Source organism: Kitasatospora sp. NPDC053308 (genome assembly GCF_055585785.1).
Window position 1 is genome coordinate 550,013 of record NZ_JBVJJY010000003.1, and the last position, 26,362, is coordinate 576,374.

A 26,362-nucleotide genomic window follows, 5' to 3' on the forward strand; every position below is an offset into this window, starting at 1 on the left:
TGCTACGGAGCATGCGGAGACGCCCTGCAAAAATCGCGTGAACGTTCGTTTCTGCAGGTCAGAGGGGTGGCGAACGGGTGAGGTCGAGATCCGGGACGGCCGGTGCGCGGGCGCGCACACGGCGTGCGTGGACCGGCACATGCCGGAGTCACGGGAGGGGGCGCGGCAGGTCGAGCCGTTGCAGGCGCGCCAGCACGGTGTCCAGCACCGAGCCGGGCAGGGCGTAGTTCAACCGCAGCGAACCGTGGCCGCCGGGGCCGAACTCGGCGCCGTCGGAGGCCTCCAGGCCGCACCGCTCCAGCAGCGCCCGCCGGGCGTCCTCCGGCGGCAGGCCGAGGGCGGCGGCGTCCAGCCAGAGCAGGTACGAGGCCTGCGGGGCCGAGCGGACGGCGGCGCCGAGCAGGTCGGTCAGCCGGGTGCGGGCGGCCGCGAGGTGGGCGAGCAGCGCGTCCAGCCACGGACCGCCCTCGCGCAGCGCCGCCCGCTGCACGGTCTGCTCCAGCAGGCCGCCCTCCCAGAGGCCGTACCCGGCCATGGTGCCGGTGAGCCGCGCACGCAGCTCCGGATCCGGGACGAGCGCCCAACTGCTGGGGATGCCCGAACAGTTGAAGGTCTTCCCGACGGAGTTGAGGGTGACGACGTGCCGCCGGTGCGCCGGATCGGCGGTGGTCACGGCCACCGCGTGGGGCAGACCCGGGTGGGTGAGGTCGCCGTGCACCTCGTCCGAGACCAGCAGCGCGTCCGACTCCGCCGCCCACCCGGCGAGGCCGCCGACCGAGCCGGTCGGCCACACCCGGCCGGACGGGTTGTGCGGGCTGCTCAGCAGCACGGCGGAGGCGGGGCGGGGCAGCGGGCCGAACGGCATGCGGTAGCCGGTCGGGCCGAGCCGCAGCGGCAGCTCCCGGTACGGGACGCCGGCGGCGCGGCAGATCTGGGCGAAGCCGGCCCAGTCCGGGGTCATGAGCAGCGCGGGCGCCTGCGGCCGTACCGTCTCCAGCAGCAGGCGCAGGGCGGTGCGCGGGCCGCAGGGCAGCAGCAGGACCCAGTCCGGATCCACCTCGACGCCGTGCCGGGCGCGGTACCAGTCCGCCACCAGCGTGCGGCCGGCCGGGTCGCACACCGTGTAGCCGTACGCCCGGTGGCCGGCGCGCCGGCGCAGCGCCTCGGCGACGGCGGGCGGGCCGGGGAGGTCCATGTCGGCGAGGCCCATCGGGATCACCCCGGGGGCGTCCGCCCGGGCCCACTTGCTGCTGCCGGTGCCGGAGCGGTCGAAGGGGGAGGTGAAGTCGAAGCCGTCGGCGGGGGCGGTGGGAGCGGTGGGAGCGGTGGGCATGGGCGGGGCCTCCGGTGCAGGGGACGCTCCGGCCACGGTAGGCCCGGCGGGGCCGTCGCGTCCCACGCTTCGGGCACGGGTGGGCGGATCGCCGGGCGGCCCGTAGGCTGCGCGGCGGCCCGCGGCCGTGGACGGCGGGGCGGACGGGCGAGGACGCCCGGGCGCGGGCGCCCGGGAGAGGGGAACCGGGGAATGGCGGCGACGGTACGGGGGACGGTCGAGGGGACGACCGAGCACGGTGAGGAGGTCGCGCTGTTCGTGGCGCGGAGGGTGGAGCCGGGCTACGAGCAGGCCTTCGAACGGTGGGCGGAGAACATCCTCGCCGCGGCGACGGAGCATGCGGGGAATCTCGGCACCGGGCTGCTGCGGCCGTCCGGGCCCGACGAACCCTGGCACCTGCTGCTGCACTTCCGGGATGCCGGGGCGTTCCGCGCCTGGCAGGACTCCCCGGCGCGGGCGGCCTGCTTCGCCAAGGCGGACGGCCACCACCACGAGGTCCACCGGCACGAGATCCACGGCATGGAGGGCTGGTTCGCCACCACCCCGGGCGCCGCGCAGCGCCGACCGCCGGTGCGCTGGCGGATGGCGGTGGCCTCGACGATCGCCATCGCGCCCTTGGTCGTGGCCTCCACGATCACCTTCGGGCCGTACCTGACCGGCCTGCCGGTGGCCGTGCGACCGCTGGTCACCGCGCCGCTGATCAGCGCGCTGATGACGTACGCGGCACTGCCGGTGGTGACGCGGGCGCTGCGGCGGTGGCTCTTCCCCGGGACGGACTGATGACAGCCGACAGGTGAAAGCCGACAGGTGACAGATTTCAACATCTGTTATCTGTCATCTGTTATCTGTTCGCTGAAAGTTGTCAGCTGTCACCCGTCACCCGGCGCACCGTCACCCGTCACCCGGCGCGCCGTCACCGGCCACCGCGCCCGCCCGCCGCCAGGTGTGCCGCGAGCCCGCGCCGTCCCCGGCGCATCATCACCGCGTGGTTGGCCCGGAACACCGGGTGCAGCGGCAGCGCGAGGCGGCGGAGCAGGGGTTTGCCGGGCCGGGTCTCCTCCTCGAACAGCACCCGGCTGCCCGCGCTGCCCGCGCTGCCCGCGTCGTCCGGCCGCACCGTGAACCGTGACCACCCGTCGAGGTCGCCGCGCATGACCGCCTCCAGCACGCCGGCCGCCGGGTCCCGTCGGCTCGGTGCCAAGGCGATCACCAGCCGGTACGGCAGGAGTGCGCGCACCACCACCTCGCCGGTGTCCTCACCGGTCGGCCGGACCTCCCGGATCTCCGGCCACCACACCGGGTAGCTCCGGACGTCCTCCAGCGCCGCGTACACGGCGTCCGCCGGTGCCGCGAGCCGCCACACGCCCCGGAAGCGGTAGTGGTTGGGATCCACGCGCCCACCCTAGCCCCGCACCACCCCCGCGCCCACGACTGCGACGAATTCCGAAGTCCGAATTCCGATGAACTCCGGCCCGCGCAGGCCGGATCAGGCCGGATCAGGGTCGGACCAGGCCGGACCACGCCGGACCACGTCGGATCTGACCGGAGCAGTCGGCCGGCTCACCCCGGTTCGGCCAGCGCGAAGGCCGTGTTGACCAGCGCCACGTGGCTGAACGCCTGCGGGGTGTTGCCGAGTTGGCGGCCGGAGCGCGGGTCCCACTCCTCGGAGAGCAACCCCACGTCATTGGCGAGCCCGACCGTCCGTACGAACAGGGCGCGTGCCTCGCTGCGGCGCCCGGTCGCGGCGAGCGCGTCGGCGAGCCAGAACGAGCAGGCCAGGAAGGCGCCTTCGCCGCCCGGCAGCCCGTCGCCGTGCTGCCCCGCCCGGTAGCGGCGCACCAGTCCGCCGTGCTGGAGCCCGTCCCGGACGGCGTCCACGGTGCGCACCGCCCGGGGTCGTCCGGCGGCAGGAAGCCGCTCTTGAGGACGAACAGGGTCGCCGCGTCCAGTCCCCGTCCGCCGTAGTGCTGGACGAACACGCCGCGTCGGCGGTCGTAGCCGTGCTCGCACACGTCGGCGTGGATGTCGTCGCGCAGCGCCCGCCAGCGGTCGACCGGGGCGGGCAGCCCGGTGGCCCCGGCGAGCCGGACGGCGCGGTCGGCGGCCACCCAGCACATGACCTTGGAGTGCACGAAGTGCCTCCGTCCGCCGCGCCCCTCCCACAGCCCGTCGTCGGGTTCGCGCCAGTGCCGCTCCAGGTGGTCCATCAGCGAGCGCAGCAGTGTCCAGACGTGCCGTTCCATCGGCAGTCCGGCCCGCAGCGCGAGGTCGAGGGTGTCCACCACCTCGCCGTAGACGTCGAGTTGGAGCTGGTCCACGGCGGCGTTGCCGAACCGGACCGGCCGCGAGCCCTCGTACCCGGGCAGCCAGTCGGCGACGGTCTCGCCGAGCACCCGCTCCCCGGCGACCCCGTACACGGCCTGGACGTGTCGCGGGCCTCCGGCGATGGCGCGCAGCAGCCACCGGCGCCAGGCGGCGGCCTCCTCGCGGAACCCGCCGCGCAGCAGGGCGGAGAGCGTCATCGAGGAGTCGCGCAGCCAGCAGAAGCGGTAGTCCCAGTTGCGGGCGCCGCCGATCAGCTCCGGCAGGGAGGAGGTGGCCGCCGCGACGATCCCGCCGGTGGGGGCGTAGGCGAGTGCCTTGAGGGTGAGCAGCGAGCGCAGCACGGCGGCGCGCCACTCGCCCCGGTACCGGCAGCCGGACGCCCAGTGCTGCCACTGGGCGACGGTGGCGAGCAGCGCCCGTTCGGGGTCGGTGCGCGGGGCGGAGGGCAGGTGGGAGGGCTGCCAGGTGAGCACGAAGGGCACCCGGAGTCCGCTGGTGACGGTGAACTCCGAGGTGGTGACGCCGTCCAGGCCGTAGGTGTGGACGCCGGCCGGTACCCGGAGCCAGGCGGAGTCCGGCCCGGCGACGGCGACCCGGTGGTGCCCGGTGCGCCGCACCCACGGGTCGATCCGGCCGTGGTTGAAGCGCAGCCGCAGCGTCCCGCGCATCGCCACCGTGCCCTCCAGGCCCTCGATGATCCGGACCAGCTGCGGTTCGCGCCGCCCGCCCTGTCCTCGCTGCGGCATGAAGTCGGTGACCCGCACCCGTCCGGCGGCGGTGCACCACTCGCTCTCCAGGACCAGGCTGTCGCCGCGGTACCGGCGGGCGTGGCACTCGGCGGCGCCGGCCGGGGCGATCCGCCAGGCGCCGTGGCGCTGGTCGCCGAGGAGTCCGGCGAAGCAGCTGGGCGAGTCGAAGCGGGGCAGGCAGAGCCAGTCGACCGATCCGTCCCGGCCGACCAGGGCGGCGGTCTGCAGGTCGCCGATGAGGGCGTAGTCCTCGATGCGTCCGGCCATCAGGCCCATTGTCGGCCGCGCCCCCGCGGCCCCGCACCGCAGAAAGCGGCTCCGGGGAGGGCGTCGGTGCCTGGGAGCGGGCCCGCGCCGCAGCACGGCGACTCCCGCCGGGAGCCGGGCACTCCGCTTGCACCCGTTCGGGGTGCGGGGGAGGATCTTCTGTGCTTGTAGTCTCATCTGTCACAGCGGCATCCCAGGGTGCTGCCGCCCCAGAACCGGAGTGAAGGAGTCACAGGCATGCGGCGACCGAGCTGGGTACCGGAGGGTACGGACCTGGACAAACCGAACGCCGCGCGGGTCTACGACTACTACCTGGGGGGCTCGCACAACTTCGAGGTCGACCGGGAGATGGCCCGCAAGGCCATGGAGCTGTGGCCGGAGCTGCCGCAGATCATGCGCGCCAACCGGGCCTTCCTGCGCCGCGCCGTGACCTTCCTCGCCGACCGGGGCGTCACCCGCTTCCTGGACATCGGCTCCGGCATCCCGACCTTCGGCGCGGTGCACGAGATCGCCCGCGCGATCCGTCCCGAGACGCAGGTCGTCTACGTGGACCGCGACCCGGTCGCCGTCGCGCACAGCCGGCTGCTGATGGCGGACGACCCCGCCAGCTCCGTCGTCCAGGCGGACCTGCGGGACGTCGACGACCTGCTGGCCCGGCCCGAGGTCGCCGGACTGCTCGCGGAGGGCGAGCCGGTGGGCGTGCTGCTGGTGGCCGTCGCGCACTTCGTCAGCGACGCCGAGGACCCGTGGAAGCTGATCTCCGTGATCCGCGACGCCCTCCCGGCCGGCAGCGCGCTGGTGCTGTCGCACGCCTCCCTGGAGGGCCGCCCCGACCAGGCGGAGGACCACCAGAAGCTCTACCGGATGACGCCGACCCCGCTGACCATGCGCACCCGGGAGCAGATCACCGCGATGTTCGACGGCTTCGAGCTGGTCGAGCCCGGCGTGGTCTACCTGCCGCAGTGGCGCCCGGACCAGCCGGAGACGGTCGGTGAGCACCCCGAACGGATGACCGGGGTGGCGGGCGTGGGGTTCCGCCCTTGAGCGGACGGGACGGACGAGGCACCGACGGCCGCCCGGCCCGCGCGACGGCCGCCGGAAGCCCGGCCCGCGCTACGGCCACCGGCCGCACGGCCCTCGTCCCCACCGCCGAACCCGCGCGAGTCCTCAACGCCGACCCCGCGCGAGTCCCCACCGGCCGTACCGCCGCGCCCACCGCTGCCGCGCCCGCCCGCGCCGGCCGCACCGCCGCGCCCACCGCTGCCGCGCCCGCCCGCGCCGGCCGCACCGCCGCGCCCACCGCTGCCGCGCCCGCCCGCGTCGGCAGACCCGGGGCGCGCCCATGACCGTCTCCCCGGCACCCGGCGGCAGCGCCGAGCGGTTCCACGAGGAATGGGCCCGGCTGCTCTCGTCCGACCACGGCATCGTCGTCCACCCCGGCCTGCTCAACCGGCTGGTCTCGCGCACCGCCGCGCTGCTGCACCGCGCCCAGGAGGGCGAGCCGTTCGAGGCGCGGCTGGCCGCGCAGGCCGGCGCCGAGCTGGTCGACGCGCACTTCACCGACCCGGTGCTGCTGGCCCGGGCGGTCGAGCTGCTGCAGGCGCAGCCGCTCGCGGACGGCCGCGGCCCGGCCCTGACCGGCTCCTTCGCGGCCGGCTGGGCGGCCGCGCTGCGCGAGCGCACCCTGCGCGAGCAGGAGGCGATCCGCACCGCCGCCGACGCGGCCCGCAAGGAGGCCGAGCGGGCGCTGCGCGCCTCCGAGGCCCGGTTCCGCGCGCTGTTCGAGAGCGCGGCTATCGGCATCGGGATCGGTGACACCGACGGCAACATCCTGGCCGTCAACAAGGCCCTGCAGGAGCTGTTCGGCGCGGGCCCCGCGGACATGATCGGCCGCCGGGTCGGCGACCTGGTGCACCCCGAGGACACCCAGGGCGTGTGGGAGGCGTACGAGGAGCTGATCAGCGGCAAGCGCGAGTACTTCCAGTTCGACAAGCCGTACTACCGCCAGGACGGCGAAGTGGTCTGGACCCACCTGACCGTCTCGCTGATCCGGGACGACGACGGCACCCCGCAGTACCAGGTCGCGATGCTGGAGGACGTCACCGACCGTTACCGGCTCCAGGAGCGGCTGCGTCACCAGGCCACCCACGACCCGCTGACCGGCCTGCCCAACCGTGCCGCGTTCTTCGAGCGGCTGGAGGAGCTGTTCGAGGACCCGGAGCCGGGCGCGCGCTTCGGCCTCTGCTACGTCGACCTCGACGGCTTCAAGGTGGTCAACGACAGCCTCGGCCACGACATGGGCGACCAGCTGCTGTGCGCCGTCGCGGCCCGGCTGAAGGCCGCGCTCACCCCGCTCGGGCACCTGGTGGCCCGGCTCGGCGGCGACGAGTTCGTCGTCCTGCTGGAGAAGTGCCGCGGCGAGCAGGAGGCGGTGGCCGCCGCCAAGACGGTGCTCAAGGCGCTGGCCGGGCCGGTGCTGATCGGCGACCACAAGCTCGCCGTCGGCGCCAGCGTCGGCGTGCTGGAGCGCCGGGTGTCCACCACCACGCCGGGCGCCGCCGTCCGGGCCGCCGACCTCACGCTGTACCGCGCCAAGGAGGCCGGCCGCGGCCGCTGGACGCTGTTCGACCCGAAGGAGAACGCCCGCGCGGTCAGCCGCTACGCGGTGTCGGTGCGGATGCCGGCGGCCCTCGACCGCGGCGAGTTCTTCATCGACTACCAGCCGCTGTACCGGCTCGCGGACGGCCGGCTGGCCGCGGTGGAGGCGCTGGTGCGCTGGCGCCACCCGCAGCTCGGGGTGCTCGGTCCGGACGAGTTCGTCACCACCGCCGAGGAGACCGGGCTGATCATGCCGCTCGGCCGCTGGGTGCTGGAGCAGGCCTGCGGCCAGGCCGCGGACTGGATCAAGCGGTTCGGCGACGCCGCGCCGCAGCTGAACGTCAACCTGGCGGTCCGTCAGGCCCGCAGTGCCGCGCTGGTCTCCGACCTGTCCCGGATCCTCGACGGCACCGGCCTGGACCCGGCCCGGCTGCAGCTGGAGATCACCGAGTCGACGGTGGTGGGGCCCGAGGACGAGGCGCTGCGCACCCTGCACGGCCTGGTCGACCTCGGGGTGTCGCTGGCCGTGGACGACTTCGGCACCGGCTGGTCCAACCTCGCCTACCTGCGCGACCTGCCGGTCTCCGGACTGAAGATCGCCGGGTCCTTCGTGGGCGACCTGCACGAACCGGGGAAGGACGAGTCCACCGGGTGGCGGATCGTCAGCGGCCTGGTGTCGATGGCGCATGCGCTCGGACTGACCGTCACCGCCGAGGGTGTGGAGACCGCCAGGGATGCCGAGCGGTTGCGGGCCATCGGCTGTGACTGGGCGCAGGGCTGGCACTTCGGCCGCCCGGTGCGGCCGGGCGAGATCGCCCGGCGGATCGCGGAGGAGCCGCGGGGCCGTCCCGTCGACGGGTGAGCCGGTGCCGGTCGCGGCGGAGGGCGGGCCGGTGCCGGTCGCGGCGAACGGCGGCCCGGCACCGGTCGTGGCGAAGGGCGGGCCGGCCTCGGTCGTGATCACCGGTGGTGCCGAAGGGCGGTGACAGCGCGTTGTCGCGAGTCATGCGAAGTTACGGTAAAAATCGGACAAATCCCCCTTGACGTGACTGTCCGTACCGACGGACGATGAGGCCCTGGCAGAGTTCGCACCCCCAGGTGCGGCAGACCGTAAGCCAGTTCGCACGACCGGCGCCCGCGGCGCCGGGAGAGCCAGGCGGTGCGCACCCCCACCCGGCCGCCACAGCGCTCTCAGCGTTTCCGGCAGCCCTTCGACGGGCTTCCCCGGGTTCGGCCCGCGCGTATCCGTCCGCGCCCGCCGCCCGTTCGACACACCCCCAGGGGCCGCGCCGTGCCCGGCGCCCGCCCGCCGCCTCCGCCCGAGAGGCCGCTTCCCGATGAGCAGCACCCTGCCCTCCGACGTCGTCCGGTACCCGTACGCCGGACGGCCCCCCGAACATGCCGAGCGCCCCGAACTCCCCGAGCACGCCGAGCGCCCCGAACTCCCGGAGCGCGCCGGGGACCGCCACCCGCACCGCCGGGCCGGCGACCGCGTCGCCGAGCGCCGTCCGATGCGCCGCGCCGGCGACGGCGTCACCACCACCCACACCGTCAGCCTGGTCGTCCCCGCGCAGAACGAGGCCCGCAACATCGCCTGGGTCTTCGAGCAGATCCCGCGCTGCGTCGACGAGGTCATCCTGGTCGACGGCGCGTCCAGCGACGCGACCGTCCCGATGGCCCGGCAGTGCCTGCCGACCGTCCGCAGCGTCCAGCAGCGCGGCCCCGGCAAGGGCAACGCCCTGCGCACCGGGTTCGCCGCGGCCACCGGCGAGTACGTCGTCATGATGGACGCCGACGGCTCCATGTGGCCCGGCGAGATCCCCCACTACCTGCACTTCCTCGACCACGGCTTCGACTTCGTGAAGGGCTCGCGCTGCATCGCCGGCGGGGGTTCGCTGGACCTCACCCCGATCCGCGCGTTCGGCAACCGCGCCCTGCTCGCCGTCGTCAACCGGCTCTACGACGCCCGCCTCACCGACCTGTGCTACGGCTACTGCGCCTTCCGCCGCTCCTTCCTGGACGCGCTCGACCTGCGGTCCACCGGCTTCGAGATCGAGGCCGAGATGATCGCGCACGCGCTGCGCTCCGGGCTGCGGATCGCCGAAGTGCCGAGCCTGGAACTCCCCCGCCGCAGCGGTCGGTCCCACCTGCACGCCGTCTCGGACGGCCGCCGGGTGCTGAGGACCCTGATCGCCGAGCGTCCCGGCGCCCGGCCCTCGGCGGCCGCACCCGCGGGGGAGCGCTGATGAGTGGCACCGACCGGCGCACCGCAGCAGCCTGCCCGCGCCCCGCCGCCCGCGACTCGCTCCACACCCCCGCCCGCGTCATCGAACTGGACCTGGACGAATCGAGCGGGCTGCGCTCGCCCGGCGGTCTCGGTGCCGTCGACCCGGTCGGCCGCGTGTTGGCGTTGGTGCGGCTGCACGGACACCCGCTCGGCTTGGTCACGGCCACCGGCGCCGCGGGCGAGAGCGCCGCACTGCGCCGGGCGCTGGTCGACGCCGCCCACCGGGAACTGCGCGTTCCCGCCCTGTCCACCGCGACACCCGCGGCGCGGCCCGGTCGGGTCGGCCGCGCCCGGGTGCCCGCGGACCCGGTCACGGTCAGCGTGGTCGTCGCCACCCACGACCGGGCGGATCTGCTGCGGTCCTGCCTCGACTCCCTGCTGCGGAACGGCTATCCGCGCGTCGAGGTCATCGTCGTGGACAACGCCCCCGCCGACGACTCCGCCGAACGACTGGTCCGCGACCGGTACCGGGGCCGGGTCCGCTACCTGCGCGAGCCGGTGGCGGGCCTGGCCCGCGCCCACAACACCGGCCTCGCCGCGGCCACCGGCGGGATCACCGCCTTCACCGACGACGACACCCTCGCCGACCCCGGCTGGATCGAGGCCCTGGCCCGGACCTTCGCCGAGGACGAGCTGATCGGCTGCGTCACCGGCCTGATCCTGCCCGCGGAGCTGGACACCCCCGCCCAGGTCGCCCTGGAGCACCACGGCGGCTTCGCCAAGGGGTTCGCGGCCCGCACCTGGACCCTCGACGACCGCCAGGCCGACCCGCTCTTCCCGTTCGCCGCCGGCCGGTTCGGCTCCGGGGCCAACATGGCCTTCCGCACCGCCCGGCTGCGCGCCCTCGGCGGCTTCGACCCCGCCACCGGCACCGGCACCCCGGCCCGCGGCGGCGACGACCTGCTCGCCTTCTTCCGCATCCTGGTGGCCGGCCAGGCCCTCGCCTACGCCCCCGACGCCATCGTCTGGCACCGCCACCGGCGCACCATGGACGCGCTGGCCGACCAGGCCTTCGGCTACGGCGTCGGCTTCGGCGCCTACCTCACGGCCGCGCTGCACCACGAACCCGCCATGCTGCCCGCCCTGTTGCGCCGCCTGCCCGGCGGGCTGCGCTACGCGGTCCACCGCGCCCGCACCCGGCCGGACCCGCCGGGCGCGCCCGGACAGGCCCCGACCTGGCACCTGGCCCGACGGGAACTCCAGGGGCTGCTGTACGGCCCGGTCGGGTACGCGCGCAGCGTCCGCCGCGCCCGGGCCGGCGCGCGGGCGGCGGGGTGAGCCCGCCGTGTCCGCGCCCACCCCCGTGTCCGCGCCCGCCGCGCCCACCCCCGTGTCCGCACCCGCCGCGCCCGCCGCTCCTACCGCGCCCGCCGAGCCCGCCGCGCCCGCCGCCCCCACCGCCCCCGCCGCGCCCGCCGCCCCCGCCGCTCCTACCGCTCCCACCGCCCCCGCCGCTCCTACCGCTCCCACCGCCCCCACCGAGCCGGCCGGATCCACGGCCTGGGCGCCCGCTCAGGACCGCCCCTGCGGCCGCCTGCTGTCGCCGCCCTGCGCCTGCTGCCACGCCGCCCCGCTGCGGGCCCGGTCGCGGGCCGCCACCGCCGGAGAGCCGCTGCTGCACGACCCGGCCCGGCGGAGCGCGGCCACCGCCGCCGTACCGCCGCCGCGCACCCCGCCGCGCCGGCTCCCCACCCCCGAACGGAGACGGCCGTGAACACCCCGGGACTGTCCGTCGTGGTCTGCGCCTACACCCTGGAGCGCTGGGACGACCTGCGCGCCGCGATCGGCTCGCTGCACGCCCAACACCGGCCCCCCGACGAGGTCCTGCTGGTCTGCGACCACTGCCCGGAGCTCGCCCGGCGGGCGGGGGCGGCGTTCCCCGGCGTCCGCGTGCTGCCCAACCGCCACCGGCGCGGCCTCTCCGGCGCCCGCAACACCGGTGTCACCGCGGCCCGCTGCGCCGTCGTCGCCTTCCTCGACGACGACGCCGCCGCGGAGCCCGACTGGACCACCCACCTCCTCGCCCCCTACCGGGACCCGGACGTGGCCGGGGTCGGCGGCCTCGTGGTGCCGCGCTGGGACGGCGGCCGCCCGCCGTGGTTCCCGGCCGAGTTCGACTGGGTGGTCGGCTGCTCCTACCGCGGCCTGCCCGAACACCGGGCAGCCGTACGGAACTTCATCGGCGCCAACATGTCCTTCCGGCGCACCGCGCTGCTCGCCGCCGGCGGCTTCCGCACCGACCTCGGCCGCGTCGGCACCCGGCCGCTCGGCTGTGAGGAGACCGAACTGTGCCTGCGGCTGGCCGAACGGTGCCCCCGGGCCCGGCTGCTCCACGAGCCCGCCGCCGTCGTCCACCACCACGTCCCGGCGGGCCGGTCCAGCTGGGCCTACTTCCGCTCCCGCTGCTACGCCGAGGGACTCTCCAAGGCCGTGGTGGCCCGGCACGGCGGGGCCCGGGCCGCGCTCTCCAGCGAACGCCGCTACCTCACCTCGACCGTCCCCGCGGCACTCGTCCGCTGCCTGCGGCCGACCGCCCCCGCGCCGCGCGAACTGACCGCCCTGGCCGGGGGAGTGGCGTTCACCGTGCTCGGCTACGGCGTCGGCCGGATCACCGCCGGCCGGCCCGGCCGCTCCCCCTCCCGCCCGGAGGCGGCGGTGGGCCCGGCGGTCGCCGGGGGCGCGCCGTGACCGCCGTACCGGTCCTGCTCTACCACTCGGTCGCGGACGACCCGCCCGACTGGATCGCCCGCCACACGGTGACCCCGCGGGTCTTCACCGAGCAGCTCGACCGGCTGCTGGCCTCGGGACGCCGCGTCGTCCCGCTGCGCCGGCTGGTCTCGGCCCTGCGCGGCGGGTCCCCGCTCCCGGAGCGCTGCGCGGTGCTCACCTTCGACGACGGCTTCGCCGACTTCTACTGGACGGTCGCCCCGGTGCTGGGCGCACGGGACCTGCCGGCCACCCTGTTCGTCACCACCGGGTCCGTGCACGTCCCCGGACACCCGCCCGAGGGCGGCAGCCTGCTGCCGCCGGCCCCGATGCTGACCTGGCGCCAGGTCGCCACCCTCGACGCCCTCGGTGTCGAGATCGGCGGCCACACCCGCACCCACCCCCAGCTGGACGCGGTGCGCGGCCGGCGGGTGCGGGAGGAGGTGAGCGGCTGCAAGCGGGAGCTGGAGGACGCGGTGGGCCACCGGGTCACCGCGTTCGCCTACCCCCACGGCTATTCGAGCGTCGCGGTGCGCCGCACGGTCCGGGAAGCCGGCTGGACCGCCGCCTGCGCGGTCGGCGACGCCTTCAGCTCGGAGGGGGACGAGCCGCTGCGGATCTCCCGGCTGACGGTCCGCGCGGACACCCCGGCCGAGGTCTTCCAGGGCTGGCTGGACGGCGTGGGCGCCCCGGTGGCGCCGTACCCGGAGCGGCTGCGGACCCGGGGGTGGCGGGCGTACCGCCGGGGCCGGGCCGCGCTCGGCCGGCCGGTGGGCGGGCCGCCGCCGGCCTGAGCGGGCGTGCCGGGCGTGGCGGGCGTGGCGTGCGAGGGCTGCGGGGGCCTGCCGGGCCGAGCGCCGCGGGGGCGGGGCTCAGTGCTGCCAGACCCGCACCCAGTCCACCGCCATCCGCGCCGAGTCGACGTTCTGCGGCGGTGAACTGGGGTAGCCGACGGCCAGGTTGATCAGCACCTCCATCGGGACGCCCGGGACCTTCGCGGGATCCGTCACCCGGTAGCGCTCCACGCCGTCGACGTACCAGGTGAGCGAGTCGCGCTCCCAGGCGAGCGCGAACACGTGGTAGCCCGCCGGGAAGTCCTGCGGGCCGTAGCGCTCCCACTGGTCGACGTCCTCGCCGTTCGGGCCGGTGTGGTGCACCGTCATCTGGACGTACCGGGTGGTGGAGATGAACTCCGCGACGTCGAGCTCCGGCGGGGTGGTGCGGGAGGCCGGGAGGAGCCAGAAGGCCGGGAACATGCCGGCCTCGGGCGGGATGCGCACCGCGGCCGCGAAGTACCCGTACGTGAAGGTGTGCCGGGGCTGGGCGTCCCAGGAGTCCCGGCCGGTGGAGATCATGCCCGAGGCCCACGGGTAGGTCCTGCCGTCGCTGCCCTGGGTGTTCTCCCGGTTCGCGGTCAGCGCCAGGCTGCCGCCGCCCACCGTCACCTGCTGCGGCAGGTACCACTCCTGCTCGTGGTTGCCGGCGTTGGTGCAGCCGTGGTCGTTCCAGTCGTAGCAGGTGGTCCAGTCGGCCGGGTTCAGCCGGTTGCCGTCGAAGGCGTCGCCGAAGACCAGGTGCCAGGAGCCGGGCGCCGCCGGGGCGGTCGGGTCTCCGCCGGGACCGCTCGACCCGCCGCCGCTGCCCGGGCTCGGCCCCGCCGCGCCGGTGCCGCCGCCCCCGGCGCCGCCCCCGGTGCAGGCGGCGACCAGCAGCAGGGCCGCCACCCCGGCCCCGCCGGTGCCCCACCACCGCCGTCGCGGTCGCCGGTGCTTCGGGGCGGGGTGCTTCGGCGCGGGGGGCTTCGGGGCGGGGCGCTCCGGGAGGCGGTCCCGGGCGGGCGGGCCGTCCTCCGGCGGCCGGGCGCGGCGCGGCAGGCAGAGCGGCAGCGCCAGCAGCGTGGTGACGGCGGCCGCGGCGGCCAGCGCCCAGCCGCTGATGAACCCGCCAGTCAGGTAGAAGGCCATGGTGATCACCGTGTCGATGGCCAGGCTCAGCGCGACCGTCAGCACCCAGGCCTCCAGTCGGCCCATCGGAACGCCGCTCGCGGCCAGCCGGGGCCGGGCCGACCGCACCGCCGCCAGCCCCGGGCACAGGAGCAGGAACGCGGTGCTCACGGCCACCCGTACCGGGTCGGCGTCGGCGAGCGTGTGGACGGCCACGGCCACCCAGCCGGAGAGGGCCAGCGCCCAGCCGATCCGGGTGTCGTGGACGGACGGGCTGCCGTTCATGGGCCGCCTCCTGGCTGGACGGTGGACTGCCCCGGCGGCCGGGCGGGCGGCTGGGCGGGTGGCTGGCCCAGTACCGGGCCGGCCGGTGCCCGGTCCTGCAGCGGGTTGGGGACGAACCGGTAGACCTCGGCGTCGGCGTTGCGGTAGAGGAGGTCGAAGCCCGGGGTCCGGGAGAGCACCTCCGCCAGCCGGTCCACCGTGTCGGCGGGCAGCAGGCCGGTCAGCGAGCACTCGGCGGCCTGGGCCCGGCTCAGGATCAGGTAGGCGGGCACGCCCGGGTGGGTGAAGCCGACCGCGGCCTCCAGCCCGCCCAGCGGGTCCTCCGTCAGCAGCTGTCTGGTCTGCCCGGTCGTCTCGACCAGCCGCACCTCCGGGTGGTCCTCGTAGTGGTCGTAGATCCCCGGCACGGCGCCGGTCACCGAGACCACCACCGAGTACGGCGGCGCGGCCGCGAACAGCTGCTTCGTCGCGGCGACCTCACGGCCGGTGAACCAGTTCATCCGCTCCTTGCTGTCGTAACCGAAGAACAGGCCGCCCAGCAGCGCCAGCAGCAGAACCAGCGAGCAGGCCGATCGCAGTCGCGGCCTCGGCGTGGGCCGCAGCACGAGGGCGGCGAGCAGGAACGCGGTGGCGGGCAGCGCGAACAGGTAGGCGCGGAAGAGCATCTCGCCGCCGTAGCTGTTGGCCGCCAGCAGCGGCAGCGGGGCCAGCGCGAGGTACGGCACCGGGGTGCGCCGGATCCAGGGGCGGCGGACGAAGCCGATCACCGCCAGCAGGACCACCGCCGCCGACAGGCCCCGGTCGATCCAGCCGACCATCACCTGGTCCGGGGAGACGATCCCGAGGTTGGCGAACCCGGAGCCGACGTTGGAGTCCGGTCTGACCAGCGCCCGGGTGAACTGGCCGAGGTTGGCCGCCAGGTACGGGCGCGCCACCGTGGCGTCCCACACCGCCGTCATCGCCACCGCGGCCAGCAGCGGCGGCAGCACCACCCGCCGGTTGCGGCGCGGCACCGCCAGCGCGACCAGCGAGCTGATCAGCATCAGCGGGGTGAGCTGGTGCGAGCAGACGATCGCGGCCTCCAGCACCAGGACCATCGGCAGCCGGACCGGCCCCCAGCCGCCGGCCCGGACACCGGCTCCCGCCGCCGCGGGCGGCGCGGGCGCGGGGGACCGGTGCGCCCCGCCCGGCGGGACGGGTTCGTCGGACGGGCGCGGGGCGGGCCGGTCGGGCGCGTGCGGTGCGGGCCGGTCGGGCAGCCGGTGAACCACCGAGGCGATCACCGCGAGGTACAGCACCAGCGCGAAGGCCTGCGGGGAGAAGTAGTCCTGGCCGACCCAGGAGCAGGAGTAGTAGACCCAGACCGCTCCCCACACCAGCGTCCGGTCGGAGCTGATCGCCCGGTACAGCAGCAGCAGCGGGGCCAGCAGCAGCGCGTTGAACAGCGGCGGGCCCCAGCCGGCGTACCCGAGCGCCGAATGCAGGCCGGTGGCCCGCAGCACCAGGCCGTTGAGGACGAAGAAGCCCGGCCACTGGTTGTACGGGTCCAGCAGGCCGGCGTGCGGGACGGGGCCGCCGTGACGGAGCATCGCGTCGATCACCGCGACGTGCTTCCAGGCCCACGGGTAGCGCAGGTCGGCGTAGAGCAGCGTGGGCGTGGCGTGGATGACCGCGATCAGGGCCAGGGTGTACCCGGCGAGCCACCAGGAGCCGAGGCGGCGGTGGCGCAGGGCGAGCAGGAAACCCGCGGTCAGCAGGCCGGCCGCGACCCAGTAGAGGACGGGCAGCACCTGCAGCAGGCCGAGGTCGCCCATCCGGTCCAGGCGGACGCGGCGCAGCGACACCAGCCAGATCACCAGGGAGACCGGCAGCAGCGCCCGGGCCGCCAGGGTGGGCAGGCGGGCGGACCACCCGGGCGGGGCCTGTGCCGTCCCGGTGGGCCGGTCCGGCCTCGGTGCCGGCAGCGGCGTCACGGCCGGGTCGCCGGCCATCGGGCGGCCTCCTCCAGGAGCGGGGTCACGTTGCGGGTCACCCACCAGTGGCTGCGCGCGTAGCGGGGGGACTTGGTGAGGTTCGACACGACGTGCCAGAGCCAGGTCAGCAGCGGCAGCACGGCGCCGTCCGGCGGCCCGGCGGGGCCATTGCGGCGCAGGTCCACGAGGCCGGCGCGGGTGCCGCGGATCAGCGCGAGGTCCGGGCCGGGCAGCGCGCCGCGGCGCACCACCTCGCGGACGGCACTCCCGAGCTGGCGGCCCTCGCGGTGGCAGATCAGCGCGATCACGAAGGTGTACGCGTCGATGGCGCAGGGCCCGTCCGGCCGGGCCCCGCCCCAGTCGATCACCCCGGTGACCCGGCCGTCCCGCCCGTCCAGCAGGACGTTGCCCGGGTGGAAGTCGGCGTGGGTCCAGGCGACGGTGGTCTCGGCGCCGGCCAGGCCGGCGCGCAGCCGGGTGCGGAGGCCGGCCAGTCCGGCGGCCCCGGTGCCGGACCGGCACCAGGGGATGCCGGTGCCCAGCACGGCCAGCGGCTCGTCCACCCAGGCCGCCAGCCGTTCGGTGGCGGTCTCGGTGCGTCCGGTGGCCCGGTGCAGGCCGGCGATGGCGGTGAGCGCGCGCTCGGTGACCCGGCCGGCGGCATCCGGCTCCTGCCGCAGCAGCCGCTCGGCGGTGGTCCCGGGCAGCCAGCTCTCGGTGATCAGCGGCAGTCGTCCGGTCAGCTCCCGCCGGACCGGGACGGGGACGAGCGTGCGCCAGCCGCCGAGCCGGTCGTCGGCGGCCAGCGTCTCCAGCACCCGCCACTCGTGGTCGAGGGAGGCGACGGCGTGGCCGCTGCGGGCGAGCTTGACCGCCAGCCGGGCCCGGACCGGTGAGCCGCCGGGGTCCGCTGCGCCGGGGCCGCCCGGGCGGACGCCGCCCGCCCCGATCCCAGACCGGTCCACTGCGGCGCCGTCCAGGGAGAGCACCAGGACGTCGGCCAGACCGGGAGCCCCGGGCCGCAGCGCGCGGCTGTCGTCCAGCCCCAGCCGACGGGCGATCCGGTGGGCCGTGAGCAGGTCCACGGGCCGGTGGAACAGCCGGGGACGGCGCAGCGGCAGCAGGGCCCAGGGGGAGGCCGGCAGCGGGCCGTACCGGCGGGCGGTGGCCAGCAGGGACCGGAGTCGCGAGCCGCGCGACTCGGGGGAGCGGGCCGGCCGCCGCACCGCGGGGCTCATCTCGGCGGGTCCCCGCCGGTCGGTGCGGCCCCGGCGTCCGCGGCCCCTGCGGCGTCGGAGGCTTGTGCGTCCTGCGTGTCCTGTGTGCCCGGTGTGCCCTGTGTGGCCTTTGCGGCCTGGCTGAACTCCGCGGCGTGTGTGGCGTGCGCGGCCTGTGCGGCCGGGGTGGTCCGGGCGGCCCGTGCGCCCCCCGGCCGGGCCGCCGCCGCGGCGCGGGTGTCCGCCGCGGCCCCTGCGGCGCGGCCGGCCTGCGCGGCCCGGACCGCGAGGCGGGCGAGGCGCAGTGGCGCGCCGGCCCGACCGGCCTCCGGTACGGCCAGCAGGGCCAGCAGTGCGTGGGCGTCGGCGGGCGGGCGGGGTGCCCGGCAGCGCGGGCAGCCACCGGGCCGGTGCCCGATCAGGCCGCCCACCGCCTCGGCCAGTCCGGCCTGGTAGGCGCGCCGGGCCACCGGAACGCCCGCTGCCCGGACGGCCGGCTCCGCGTTCGCGGGAGCGACGCCGTGCTCGGCCCAGCGGAGCACGGCGATGTCGGCGACGCCGTCCCCGACCGCCAGCGCGGGCGGGCCGTCCGCTCCGAGCCGGGCCAGCAGGGCGCGGGTGCCGGCCCGCTTCCCGGCGCCGCGCGGGACGAAGTCGGTCTGGGCCCGGCCCGGTACGGTCGCGAAGAGCTCGCCGAACGGCGCCTCGGCGAGGAGGGCGGCGACGGCGTCCGGCGGCAGGGCGCGCCGTCGGCCGTCCCCGGGCGCCCGGACGGAGGCGCGCACGCACCAGCGGGCGAGCGGGTCGGTGACGGCGGGCGGGTCCAGGGTGCCCAGCCGTTCGCGCAGCCCGCCGTCACCGGCCCGGCGGCGCGCGTCGTCGAGCAGGACCTCGGTGCTGCCGGCCACCGCGTCGACCAGGACCGCGCCGTACTCGGCCACCCCGCCGGGCAGCCGGTAGGCGGCGCAGCGGTCGGCGACCTCGGGGGCGGAGCGGCCGGAGGCGAGCACCGTGCGGTAGCCGTGGACGCGCAGCGCGCGCAGGGCCAGCATGCCCGCGGGGGAGGAGACGGGGAAGCCGAGGACGTCCGACTCCAGGACGCCGTCCAGGTCGAGGACGCAGTACGGGCCGCGCGGCTCGGGGTCCGGGTCCGCGAGGTCGTCCAGGTCCGTGAGGTAGAGGCCGGCCAGGAACCGCTGCACCGCGCGGGCCTGGGCGCGCCGGGCGTCGGCCCGGGTCCGCTCGGAGGGCGGCAGGCCGTCCCGGACGGCGGCGTGCCGGGCCTGCACCAGCCGCAGCAGGCACCAGCGGGCGGCGGAGACCTCCTCCCCGGTGAGCCGGCGGTACGCGGCGAGCAGCTCGGTCTCGTCGTCGGGTGCGGGGCGGGCCGGTCCGTCGCCCGGGACGGCCGCGCCGGCGAGGTCGTAGGCGGCGTCGTAGCTGGCGAGGTTGAGGTGGCCGAAGGCGCCGTCGGCGTAGGCGGTCTTGCGCCAGCCGCCGTCGCCGTCGGCCGTCCACCGGTGGCGTGCGGTGAGGCCGTCGGTCACGCAGGGGCGGCGGGATGCCAGCAGGGTGCGGGTGAGCGGGTCCAGCAGGACCGGGCGCAGGACGGTGTGCAGCCGTCCGAAGACCGGCGCGAGCTGACGGGCGGAGGCCTCCCAGACCGGGTCGCGCCCGGCCAGCCGCAGGCTCCGGTCGGCGGGGACGGCCAGCAGCCGCTGCCGTGCGGCCACGTACCGGGCGACCTCGGCGGCGGGGACGCCCCGCCCGTCCGCCGGCCCGTCCTGCGACCAGTCCGCCCGGCCGTCCTGCGGACGGTGGCGGACCAGCACGCCGTCGGCGAAGCCGAGCGGTTCCGGGACGAGCCCGGCGAGCGCCGCGGCCAACGCGGGCGCGTACGCCCCGAAGTAGCCGACACCGGTCCACTCGGCGAGCAGCGGCAGGCTCCGTACCCCGCCGTCCAGTCCGGTCACCCGGGCCGTGCACGGCACCGCCAGGTGGGCGCGGCGGGCGAGCCGCCCCGGGGCGCCGACGGTGAGGTCCAGCAGGCGCTGCCCGGGCGGCAGCAGCCGGGGCAGCAGCTCGGCCAGGGACGCGGGGGCGAGCAGCGTCCGCACGTGCCAGTCGCGGCCCGGCAGGGTCACGCAGGGCAGGCCGCGCAGGGCGGGCGGCAGCGCGCCGGTCTCGTCGAGCGTCGCGAGGACGGGGACGACCGCCGCCGGTCCGAAGCCGCGTCGGACCGCCAGCGCGGCCAGGCCCGCCAAGGATCCGCCGGTCACCGGCGGGTCGTCGACGAGCAGCAGCAGGGCGGCCCGCCGCCGGAGGTCGCGCTCCAGGGCCGACCGCCCGGGCAGCAGGGCAGAGCCTGGGCGGGTGGTGGCGACGGTCGAGGACCGGTAGCCGAGCCGGCGCAGCTCCGCCGCGAGCAGCGGCGCGAGGTAGCTGCCCGACGTGCGCACACCGAGGACCAGCACCGGGCGGCCCCGGTCCGGGTGGCGGGCGGCGACCAGTTGGGCCAGCGCGACGCAGTCCCGCGGGTGCTGGTCGAAGCTGCGGAAGCAGGCGGGCGGGCGTTGCACCGCCTCGGCGAGCAGCCGGCGGGCCCCCGGAAGTCCGGACGGGAAGGCCACCGCGACGGCCGGTTCGGCGCCCGGGCCGGCGACCGGGTCCGGCGTCCCCGGGTGGAGTGCCCGCAGCGCCAGGCGGTCGCGCAGCGCGGCGACCTCCCGGCACCAGCCGCGCAGTTCGCGCGCCGGCGGGGCGGCCAGCCACAGCCCGGTGGCCGCCCGCAGCCCGGCCCGGGCCGGGCCGACCGCGGGTCCACCGTCCTTCGCCAGGTGCTGCACCAGCCGGCGGGGCCGCCACGCGGTGCCCTCCAGCACGTCCTCGACGGCCTGGACCAGTCCGGCGCCGGCCAGGAAGGCGTCCAGCCACTGTCCACCGGCCGCGTACCCGAGCAGGCGGTCGGTCAGCTCCGGCACCGTGAGGTGCAGGTCCACGGGTGTGCGCGCCCCGTCGGCCGGCTCGGTTCGCGCATCGGTCATCTGATTACCTCCGAGCCCCCTCACTGACGGCCACAGCGCCTGAACGGCCGGTGGGCTTCGCGGTGCCCGGGCGGGGGCGGCCGAGCCGGCCGGGCCCGCCGCCGGGTCGGCGGGATGTCAGGTCCGTGGAGCTGACGCAAGACCGGTGGGCGGCACACCGTCCCTCCACCGTCCCTCCGCCGGCAACCCGGGCCGGCTGTCGGCGGTGAAGCGGAAAGCCCGACCCGCGAGGGGTGGGGATCCCCCGTGTTCACGAGGGGGCGGAGGTCACCCGTGGACTCCCGTCAGGTCCGAAGGCCGAGCCCGCGCCCTCGGCCGTGCAGTCGCTATTCCTCACCACTCTAGGCAACCGGCGCCCCGGCTGCCCCTTCAGCCGTCGGAGTGACCACGGGCGGACCGACCGTGACCACCGGCCGTGCACCCCGGCGCCCGGCGCCGCCCGCCACCGGGCGATGACGGGCGATGACGGGTGGACGGGGCGGGGCGGGTCACGGCTTGGCCACAGGGCTGCTCGAAAGCGGTCGAACTCGGCAACCCGCCGCACCTGCCTGCGACATGATGGCAAGTCAAGGAACTGGCCGGCAGGAGGGGGAACGGCAGGATGGCCGACGGCGCGCCGACGGATGCGGGACCGCGCACACGGGTGGACCGGTGGCCCTGGGGCCGACCCGACGCCGACACCCGGGTCGCCGGACCGCCCTCGCGGCTCAAGCGGTTCCGGGCCGACCCCGACGCGCCGACCAGGGTCAAGCCGCCGCGCGACCGGGGAGCCGACCCCGACGCGCCGACCAGGGTCAAGCCGCCGCGCGACCGGGGAGCCGACCCCGACGCGCCGACCAGGGGCAAGCCGCCGCGCGACCGGGGAGCCGATCCGGAGGCGCCGACCAGGGTCAAGCCGCCCCGCGACGCGACCCCGGGCACGGTCACCCGCCGCCCGGCGCCCGCCCGCGGCGGCCACTTCGGCGGCGCCTTCCCCGCCGCCCTGCTGGACCGCTACGAGCCGTACAAGGTCGCCGGATCGGGCACCGAGGGCACCGTCTGGCACGTCCGGCGGCTGGACGGCCGCGGGGACGCCGCGGTGAAGATCACCCGGGCCGGTCAAGCCATGGACGTCGAGCTGCTGGAGCACCTGCGCGACCGGGCCTACCGGCGGCACGTCCCGGAGATCTTCGACTACGGCCGGGTCGACCACGCCGGGGTCGGCTGCGACTGGGTGGCGATGGAGTACCTCCCGCTCACCCTCGCCGACCGGATCGCCGCACTCAGCGAGCAGCGGAACACCGACCCGCGGGTGACCGAGGACATCGTCCGCGAACTCGTCGCCATGCTCGACTTCTGGCAGCGGCGGATCGAGCGCAACCCGATGGACTTCAAGCCCTCCAACATCCTGGTGCGCCCCGGCAGCGGCCCCGGGCAGTTCGTGATCTCGGACTTCGGCGGAGTCGCCCGGCTCACCGCCAGCCGCAGCTTCTCCTCCGAGATGCAGGTGACCGTCGCCTACATGGCTCCCGAGCAGCTCGCCGGGGCCAACCACCCGGCCGGGCCGTGGTGGGGCCTGGGCAACGTGCTGTACGAACTGTTCACCGGCCGGCCGCACTACCTGGACGCGGACGGCTACCTGGTGAGCGACGAGGTACTGCAGTACGACCTGGTCTTCGGCGAGGGCGTCAACCTCAACCTCTCCGCCGTCGCCGACCCGCGCCGACTGCTGCTGCTGCAGGGCCTACTGACCAGGAACCCCGCCCACCGCTGGCGGGCCCCGCAGGTCACCAGCTGGCTGGCCGGCGGCACCCCGGCCGTGGTGCGCCCCCAGCCCGCCGCCGGCGGCAACACGGGCGGCCACGTCCACCGGCCGGTCACGTTCCTCGGCGACCCGTACCACGCCCCGTCCGTGCTGGCCTGGACGATGCTCAACCGCTCCGGGGAGGCCGCCGAGTGGCTGGTCGACGGCGGCGCGCAGCAACTGCTGGTGTGGCTGCGCGACGAGGTCCGCGACACCCTCTTCGACCTGCACTACCTCCGCGCGGTCGACAGCGCCCGGGGTGCCCGCAGGAGCAGCGCCGCCGCGCTCGCGGTGCTCGCCTTCGGCGCCGCCTTCGCGCCCTCCGCCACGCCGGTCTACCGCGAGCGCGCGATCGACTCGGACGGCCTCACCCGGGTCGCCGCCGAGCCTGACGCGGTCGCCTTCGTCGACGAACTCCTCGCCGCCTCCGTGCCGGCCGTCGCCGCCCGCTACGACTGCGACCACCGGGGGTGCCACGGCGAACACTGCGGACGGCTGCTCGCCCTCGCCCGGGTCCCGCAGGTCGTGGTCGAGACGGACCGGGCCGCCCGGGAACTCGGCGGCGGCCGCCGCACCGGGGACGGGCTGAGCACCGACGAACGGGCCGAGGCGTACCGGCTGGCCGTCTGGCTGACCGTCCAGCCCGAGGAGCACCACCGGCTGCTGGGCCGGCTCTCCCCGCTGCCCGCGGCGCTGCACCGGCTGCCGCGCTCCTGGCGGGTGTCGGCCACCATGGCCGTGGTGGCGGCGGCGGTGGTGGACGTCGTCCTGGCCGTCTGGTCCGCCGTCACGGCCGCCGCACGCCGGCAGCCGGCCGACGAGGTGCGGCGCCGCTGGTCCGCGCTGCGCCGCCGCGCGGTGCGCGCCGATCCCGGGACGGTCGCCGGCTGCGCCACCCTGATCGCCGCCGAGGCCCTGCGGGGCCGGCGCGCGCCCGCCGGGCAGAGCACCTCGGCCGGGCGGAGCGGCAGCACCGGGCGGACCGGCGGCGCCGCGGCGCTCGCCGGCGGCCTGCGGGCCTGGCTGGCGCCCCGGGCCCGGATCTGGTGGTCGAACGCCCGGACCGCGCTGCCCCGCCAGGCGGCCGCCGCCCTGCTGCTGGTCGTCGTCCTCGCGCTGCTGCTCTGGGCCGGGGCGCTGGCGCGGATCAGCGTGGACGCCGGGAACCAGCTGAAGATCCTTCCGAACGGCCTCTTCGGCGACCGGCTGCGCACCGCGGGCGACCACGCGGCCCGGTGGGCGGCCCCGCAGCTGGGCGCGGCCCTGGCCGCGGCCGTCATCCTGGTCGGCTTCCCCGCCAAGGTCGGCCGGGGGACGCTGGCGCTGGCGGCGGTCGGTGCCGGGGCGATCGGCTACCTGCGGCTGGGGCCGCCGATGACGGTGCTCAAACCGCCCCCGGCGGTGGCGGACCGGGTGGTCACCTTCGAGGGCGGCATGGGCAGCTGGTCGGGGGTGGCGGCCACCGCGGGCCTCGTCCTGGCCGTGGCGCTGGTCGAGCGCGCCGCCCGGCTGATGCGGACGGCCTGGACCGCCCGGCAGCGGACCGCCGAGCAGTGGCGGCGGCTCTCCCGGCCCGCCGGCGGCACCGGAGGCACCGGGGGCACGGGGGGAGCCGGGACCGCCGCGACCGCCGGGCGACCCGGCAGGGCCGGTACGGGTGCTACGGGCGGTACGGGTGCTACGGGCAGGGCGGGCGGAGCGGGCGGTACGAGCGGGCCGGGAGCCGCCGCGACGACGGCCTGGGGGCCGGCCCGGGCCGGCGTGCGCGAGCGCGTCCGGTTCGCCCTCGGCAGCACCTTCGTCCTGGTCGTGCTGCTCTGGGCGACCGTCGAGGTCCGACTGGCCGCCACCGGGCACCACCCCACCCCGGCGTCCTGGGGCACCGGCCAGGTCGGGGCCGGGTACCAGGCCGGGTTCACCGTCCTGCTCGCCGCCGTGTCGGCCGCCACCACGCTCGCCCGGCCCGCCAACGCCCGACGGCTGTTCGCGCTCTGGCTGCTCGGCACGCTGGTGCTCGGTGCCGTACCCCCGCCGCTCGGCCCGGTGGAGGCGCTGCGCATCCCGGTGGCCGAGCCGCTCTACGGCGCCATCGCGGAGCTCTGGGGCCACAGCGCCTTCTGGGCCGCCGTCCTGATCGCCCTGCCGCTCGGCTGCCTCGGCATCCGGTGGACCGTCCTGCGGCGCCCACGCTGAGGGCGGCGGGCCCGGCCGTCGAGGGCCCGCCGGCCCGGTCGCTGCAGGCCGGACCGGCGGCCGGCCCGGTCTCCCGGGGCAGTACACCCAGGTGCTGACGCGCTAGGCGCGGGGCCCGTCGGCGACCGGGGCGGGCGGGGCCGGCGGCGCCTGTGGGGCGGGCTGCGACTGGGAGGCGGGCAGCCACCAGGAGCGGCGCCAGAGCAGCACCGCCGCGACGACGGTCTGGCCGATCAGCCAGGCCGCGCCCGCGCCGGTGATGCCCAGCACCGGCAGCAGCGCCTCGGTCAGGGCCAGCACCAGCAGCGACAGCGCGCCGAGCACGCCCACTACGACGCCCATCCGGCGCCGGGCCCGCGACAGCGCGACCACGGTCGTGTTGAGCAGGTTCGGCAGCGCGGACAGGGCGAGCAGCCACAGCAGGACCGTGCCGTGACGGGCGTAACCGGAGCCGAACAGCCGCAGCACCCACGGGGAGACGGCGATCAGCAGCACGACCGAGGCCACCAGCACCCGGCCGGAGTGCCGCAGCACCCGCCGGTAGTCGTCGAGCCTGGTGATGTCCCGGGCCGACTCCACGACCAGCGAGTAGCCCATGTTGGAGCTGAAGCAGTACAGCGCGAACGGCACCATCCAGGCCAGCGAGAAGTACGCGCTGTCGGCGGCGCCGAGCCGGTTGAGCACCATCACGACGGGCAGGTTGACCGCCGCCAGCCAGCACATCGCCCCCAGGTAGTCGGCCGCGAGGTAGCCGAAGGTCGGCGCCGAGGTGTCCGCGCGGGCCTTCGGCGGGGTCCGTTCGTGCCGGGGCACGGCGCGGCCGAAGACGAAGGCGTTCGTCACCACGAGGGCGAGGGCGAGCCCGACCATCCAGGAGAGCAGGATCCCGTTCACCGCGCCGACGGCGGCGAACGCGACCAGCAGCCCGATCTTCTCGGCCGAGAAGAGCCCGTTCTCCAGCGCCACCCAGTCCGCCCGCCGGAGACCGGTGAGGACGCCGTCCTGCAGGTTGAAGATGGCGTACGCGCCGGTGGCCACCACGAAAGCCGCGCCCAGACCCCAGCCGTGCAGGAAGCCGAGCCCCGGGGAGACCACGGGGATCAGCAGCACCAGCCCGGCAGCGAGGGCCAGGGTGACCGTCGCGGCCACCAGGTAGGCCAGCCCCACCAGGCGCCCGGTGCGCGGCCCGGCGGAGGGCACGAAGCGCACCATCGCGTTGGCGAGGTTCAGCTGGCCCACCCCGCCGAGGAACATCATCGCGGAGACGGCGGCGGAGTTGCGGCCGACGGTGGCCGGGCTGTACCAGTGGGCCGCCAGCGCCCAGTAGAGGGCTCCGAGCAGCGAGGTCAGGACGGAACTGAGGGTCAGCAGGTGTGCGTTGCGCAGCAGCGGGTCGTAGCCCCTGGCCGAGTCGAGGAGCGCCCGGCCCCGCGACCGCACCGACCGGCGGGCGGCGGCCGACGGGCCGGCCCGGTTGCTCACCACCAGCTGCTCCCGTCCCCGGCCCGCCGGGTGGGGACGCGACCCGCAGCCGGTAGGGGCCGGCTCGCCCATTTTATGACCGGGCCCCCGGGCGGCGCCCGGGCGTGGGGTGGGTGTGGGGTGGGCGGGGACACGTGGGGCGTGGGGCGTGGGGTGGGCGTGGGGCGTGGGGTGGGC

The 26,362-nt window shown here is 76.7% G+C and carries 16 protein-coding genes and 1 pseudogene; 9 read left to right on the plus strand and 8 right to left on the minus strand.

Going from position 1 to position 26,362, the window contains the following annotated elements:
* Positions 1–148: 148 nt before the first annotated feature.
* Positions 149–1,333: an aminotransferase class I/II-fold pyridoxal phosphate-dependent enzyme gene (locus ACZ6Y7_RS10365; RefSeq protein ID WP_465757431.1), complete on the minus strand. Its 1,185-nt coding sequence runs from the start codon at positions 1,331–1,333 to the stop codon at positions 149–151.
* 192 nt (positions 1,334–1,525) lie between these two features.
* Between ACZ6Y7_RS10365 and ACZ6Y7_RS10370 the strand changes: the two genes are divergently transcribed.
* Positions 1,526–2,113: an antibiotic biosynthesis monooxygenase gene (locus ACZ6Y7_RS10370; RefSeq protein ID WP_465757432.1), complete on the plus strand. Its 588-nt coding sequence runs from the start codon at positions 1,526–1,528 to the stop codon at positions 2,111–2,113.
* A gap of 133 nt (positions 2,114–2,246) precedes the next feature.
* Here the strand turns inward: ACZ6Y7_RS10370 and ACZ6Y7_RS10375 are convergent, their stop codons facing one another.
* Both ACZ6Y7_RS10375 and ACZ6Y7_RS10380 read right to left on the minus strand, forming a co-directional pair.
* Positions 2,247–2,726 carry an SRPBCC family protein gene (locus ACZ6Y7_RS10375; RefSeq protein WP_465757433.1) on the minus strand — a complete coding sequence of 160 codons (480 nt, stop codon included), beginning with the start codon at positions 2,724–2,726 and terminating at the stop codon, positions 2,247–2,249.
* 167 nt (positions 2,727–2,893) lie between these two features.
* A pseudogene (locus ACZ6Y7_RS10380) lies at positions 2,894–4,674 on the minus strand (glycoside hydrolase family 15 protein).
* A gap of 237 nt (positions 4,675–4,911) precedes the next feature.
* Between ACZ6Y7_RS10380 and ACZ6Y7_RS10385 the strand changes: the two are divergent.
* The 7 genes from ACZ6Y7_RS10385 to ACZ6Y7_RS10415 all read left to right on the plus strand — a co-directional run bounded on the left by ACZ6Y7_RS10385 (position 4,912) and on the right by ACZ6Y7_RS10415 (position 13,059).
* Complete coding sequence (locus ACZ6Y7_RS10385) at positions 4,912–5,718, plus strand: SAM-dependent methyltransferase (protein WP_465757434.1); 807 nt, start codon at positions 4,912–4,914, stop codon at positions 5,716–5,718.
* A 298-nt stretch (positions 5,719–6,016) separates the two neighbouring features.
* The gene (locus ACZ6Y7_RS10390; protein WP_465757435.1) at positions 6,017–8,134 is read left to right on the plus strand and encodes a putative bifunctional diguanylate cyclase/phosphodiesterase; all 2,118 of its coding nucleotides are present in this window, start codon (positions 6,017–6,019) and stop codon (positions 8,132–8,134) included.
* Positions 8,135–8,609: 475 nt separating this feature from the next.
* Entirely contained in the window at positions 8,610–9,518 is a 909-nt protein-coding gene (locus ACZ6Y7_RS10395; RefSeq protein ID WP_465757436.1) for a glycosyltransferase family 2 protein, read from the plus strand.
* A complete protein-coding gene (locus ACZ6Y7_RS10400; protein WP_465757437.1) occupies positions 9,518–10,837 on the plus strand; it encodes a glycosyltransferase family 2 protein in 1,320 nt (439 codons plus the stop codon). The genes ACZ6Y7_RS10395 and ACZ6Y7_RS10400 overlap by 1 nt, the downstream gene beginning before the upstream one ends.
* Positions 10,838–10,844: 7 nt before the next feature.
* Positions 10,845–11,273 (plus strand): hypothetical protein, encoded by a 429-nt coding sequence (locus ACZ6Y7_RS10405; protein WP_465757438.1) that lies wholly within the window; start codon positions 10,845–10,847, stop codon positions 11,271–11,273.
* The gene (locus ACZ6Y7_RS10410) at positions 11,270–12,247 is read left to right on the plus strand and encodes a glycosyltransferase family 2 protein (protein WP_465757439.1); all 978 of its coding nucleotides are present in this window, start codon (positions 11,270–11,272) and stop codon (positions 12,245–12,247) included. Before ACZ6Y7_RS10405 ends, ACZ6Y7_RS10410 begins: the two co-directional genes overlap by 4 nt.
* On the plus strand, positions 12,244–13,059 hold the full coding sequence (locus ACZ6Y7_RS10415; RefSeq protein WP_465757440.1) for a polysaccharide deacetylase family protein: 816 nt from the start codon (positions 12,244–12,246) through the stop codon (positions 13,057–13,059). Before ACZ6Y7_RS10410 ends, ACZ6Y7_RS10415 begins: the two co-directional genes overlap by 4 nt.
* Before the next feature lie 78 nt (positions 13,060–13,137).
* Here ACZ6Y7_RS10415 and ACZ6Y7_RS10420 read toward each other — a convergent pair whose 3' ends face one another.
* Genes ACZ6Y7_RS10420 through ACZ6Y7_RS10435 form a run of 4 tightly spaced genes read right to left on the minus strand, consistent with a single transcriptional unit; the run spans position 13,138 to position 20,727 of the window.
* Positions 13,138–14,493 (minus strand): glycoside hydrolase family 16 protein, encoded by a 1,356-nt coding sequence (locus ACZ6Y7_RS10420; RefSeq protein WP_465757441.1) that lies wholly within the window; start codon positions 14,491–14,493, stop codon positions 13,138–13,140.
* Positions 14,490–16,484: a glycosyltransferase gene (locus ACZ6Y7_RS10425; RefSeq protein WP_465757442.1), complete on the minus strand. Its 1,995-nt coding sequence runs from the start codon at positions 16,482–16,484 to the stop codon at positions 14,490–14,492. Before ACZ6Y7_RS10425 ends, ACZ6Y7_RS10420 begins: the two co-directional genes overlap by 4 nt.
* A complete protein-coding gene (locus ACZ6Y7_RS10430) occupies positions 16,463–17,704 on the minus strand; it encodes a phosphotransferase family protein (protein ID WP_465757443.1) in 1,242 nt (413 codons plus the stop codon). The genes ACZ6Y7_RS10425 and ACZ6Y7_RS10430 overlap by 22 nt, the downstream gene beginning before the upstream one ends.
* On the minus strand, positions 17,701–20,727 hold the full coding sequence (locus ACZ6Y7_RS10435) for an HAD hydrolase family protein (RefSeq protein ID WP_465757444.1): 3,027 nt from the start codon (positions 20,725–20,727) through the stop codon (positions 17,701–17,703). Before ACZ6Y7_RS10435 ends, ACZ6Y7_RS10430 begins: the two co-directional genes overlap by 4 nt.
* Positions 20,728–21,370: 643 nt before the next feature.
* Between ACZ6Y7_RS10435 and ACZ6Y7_RS10440 the strand changes: the two genes are divergently transcribed.
* Positions 21,371–24,703, plus strand: coding sequence for a protein kinase domain-containing protein (locus ACZ6Y7_RS10440; protein ID WP_465757445.1), 3,333 nt, complete (start codon positions 21,371–21,373; stop codon positions 24,701–24,703).
* Positions 24,704–24,805: 102 nt separating this feature from the next.
* Here ACZ6Y7_RS10440 and ACZ6Y7_RS10445 read toward each other — a convergent pair whose 3' ends face one another.
* Entirely contained in the window at positions 24,806–26,188 is a 1,383-nt protein-coding gene (locus ACZ6Y7_RS10445; RefSeq protein ID WP_465757446.1) for a lipopolysaccharide biosynthesis protein, read from the minus strand.
* Between the last annotated feature and the right edge of the window lie 174 nt (positions 26,189–26,362).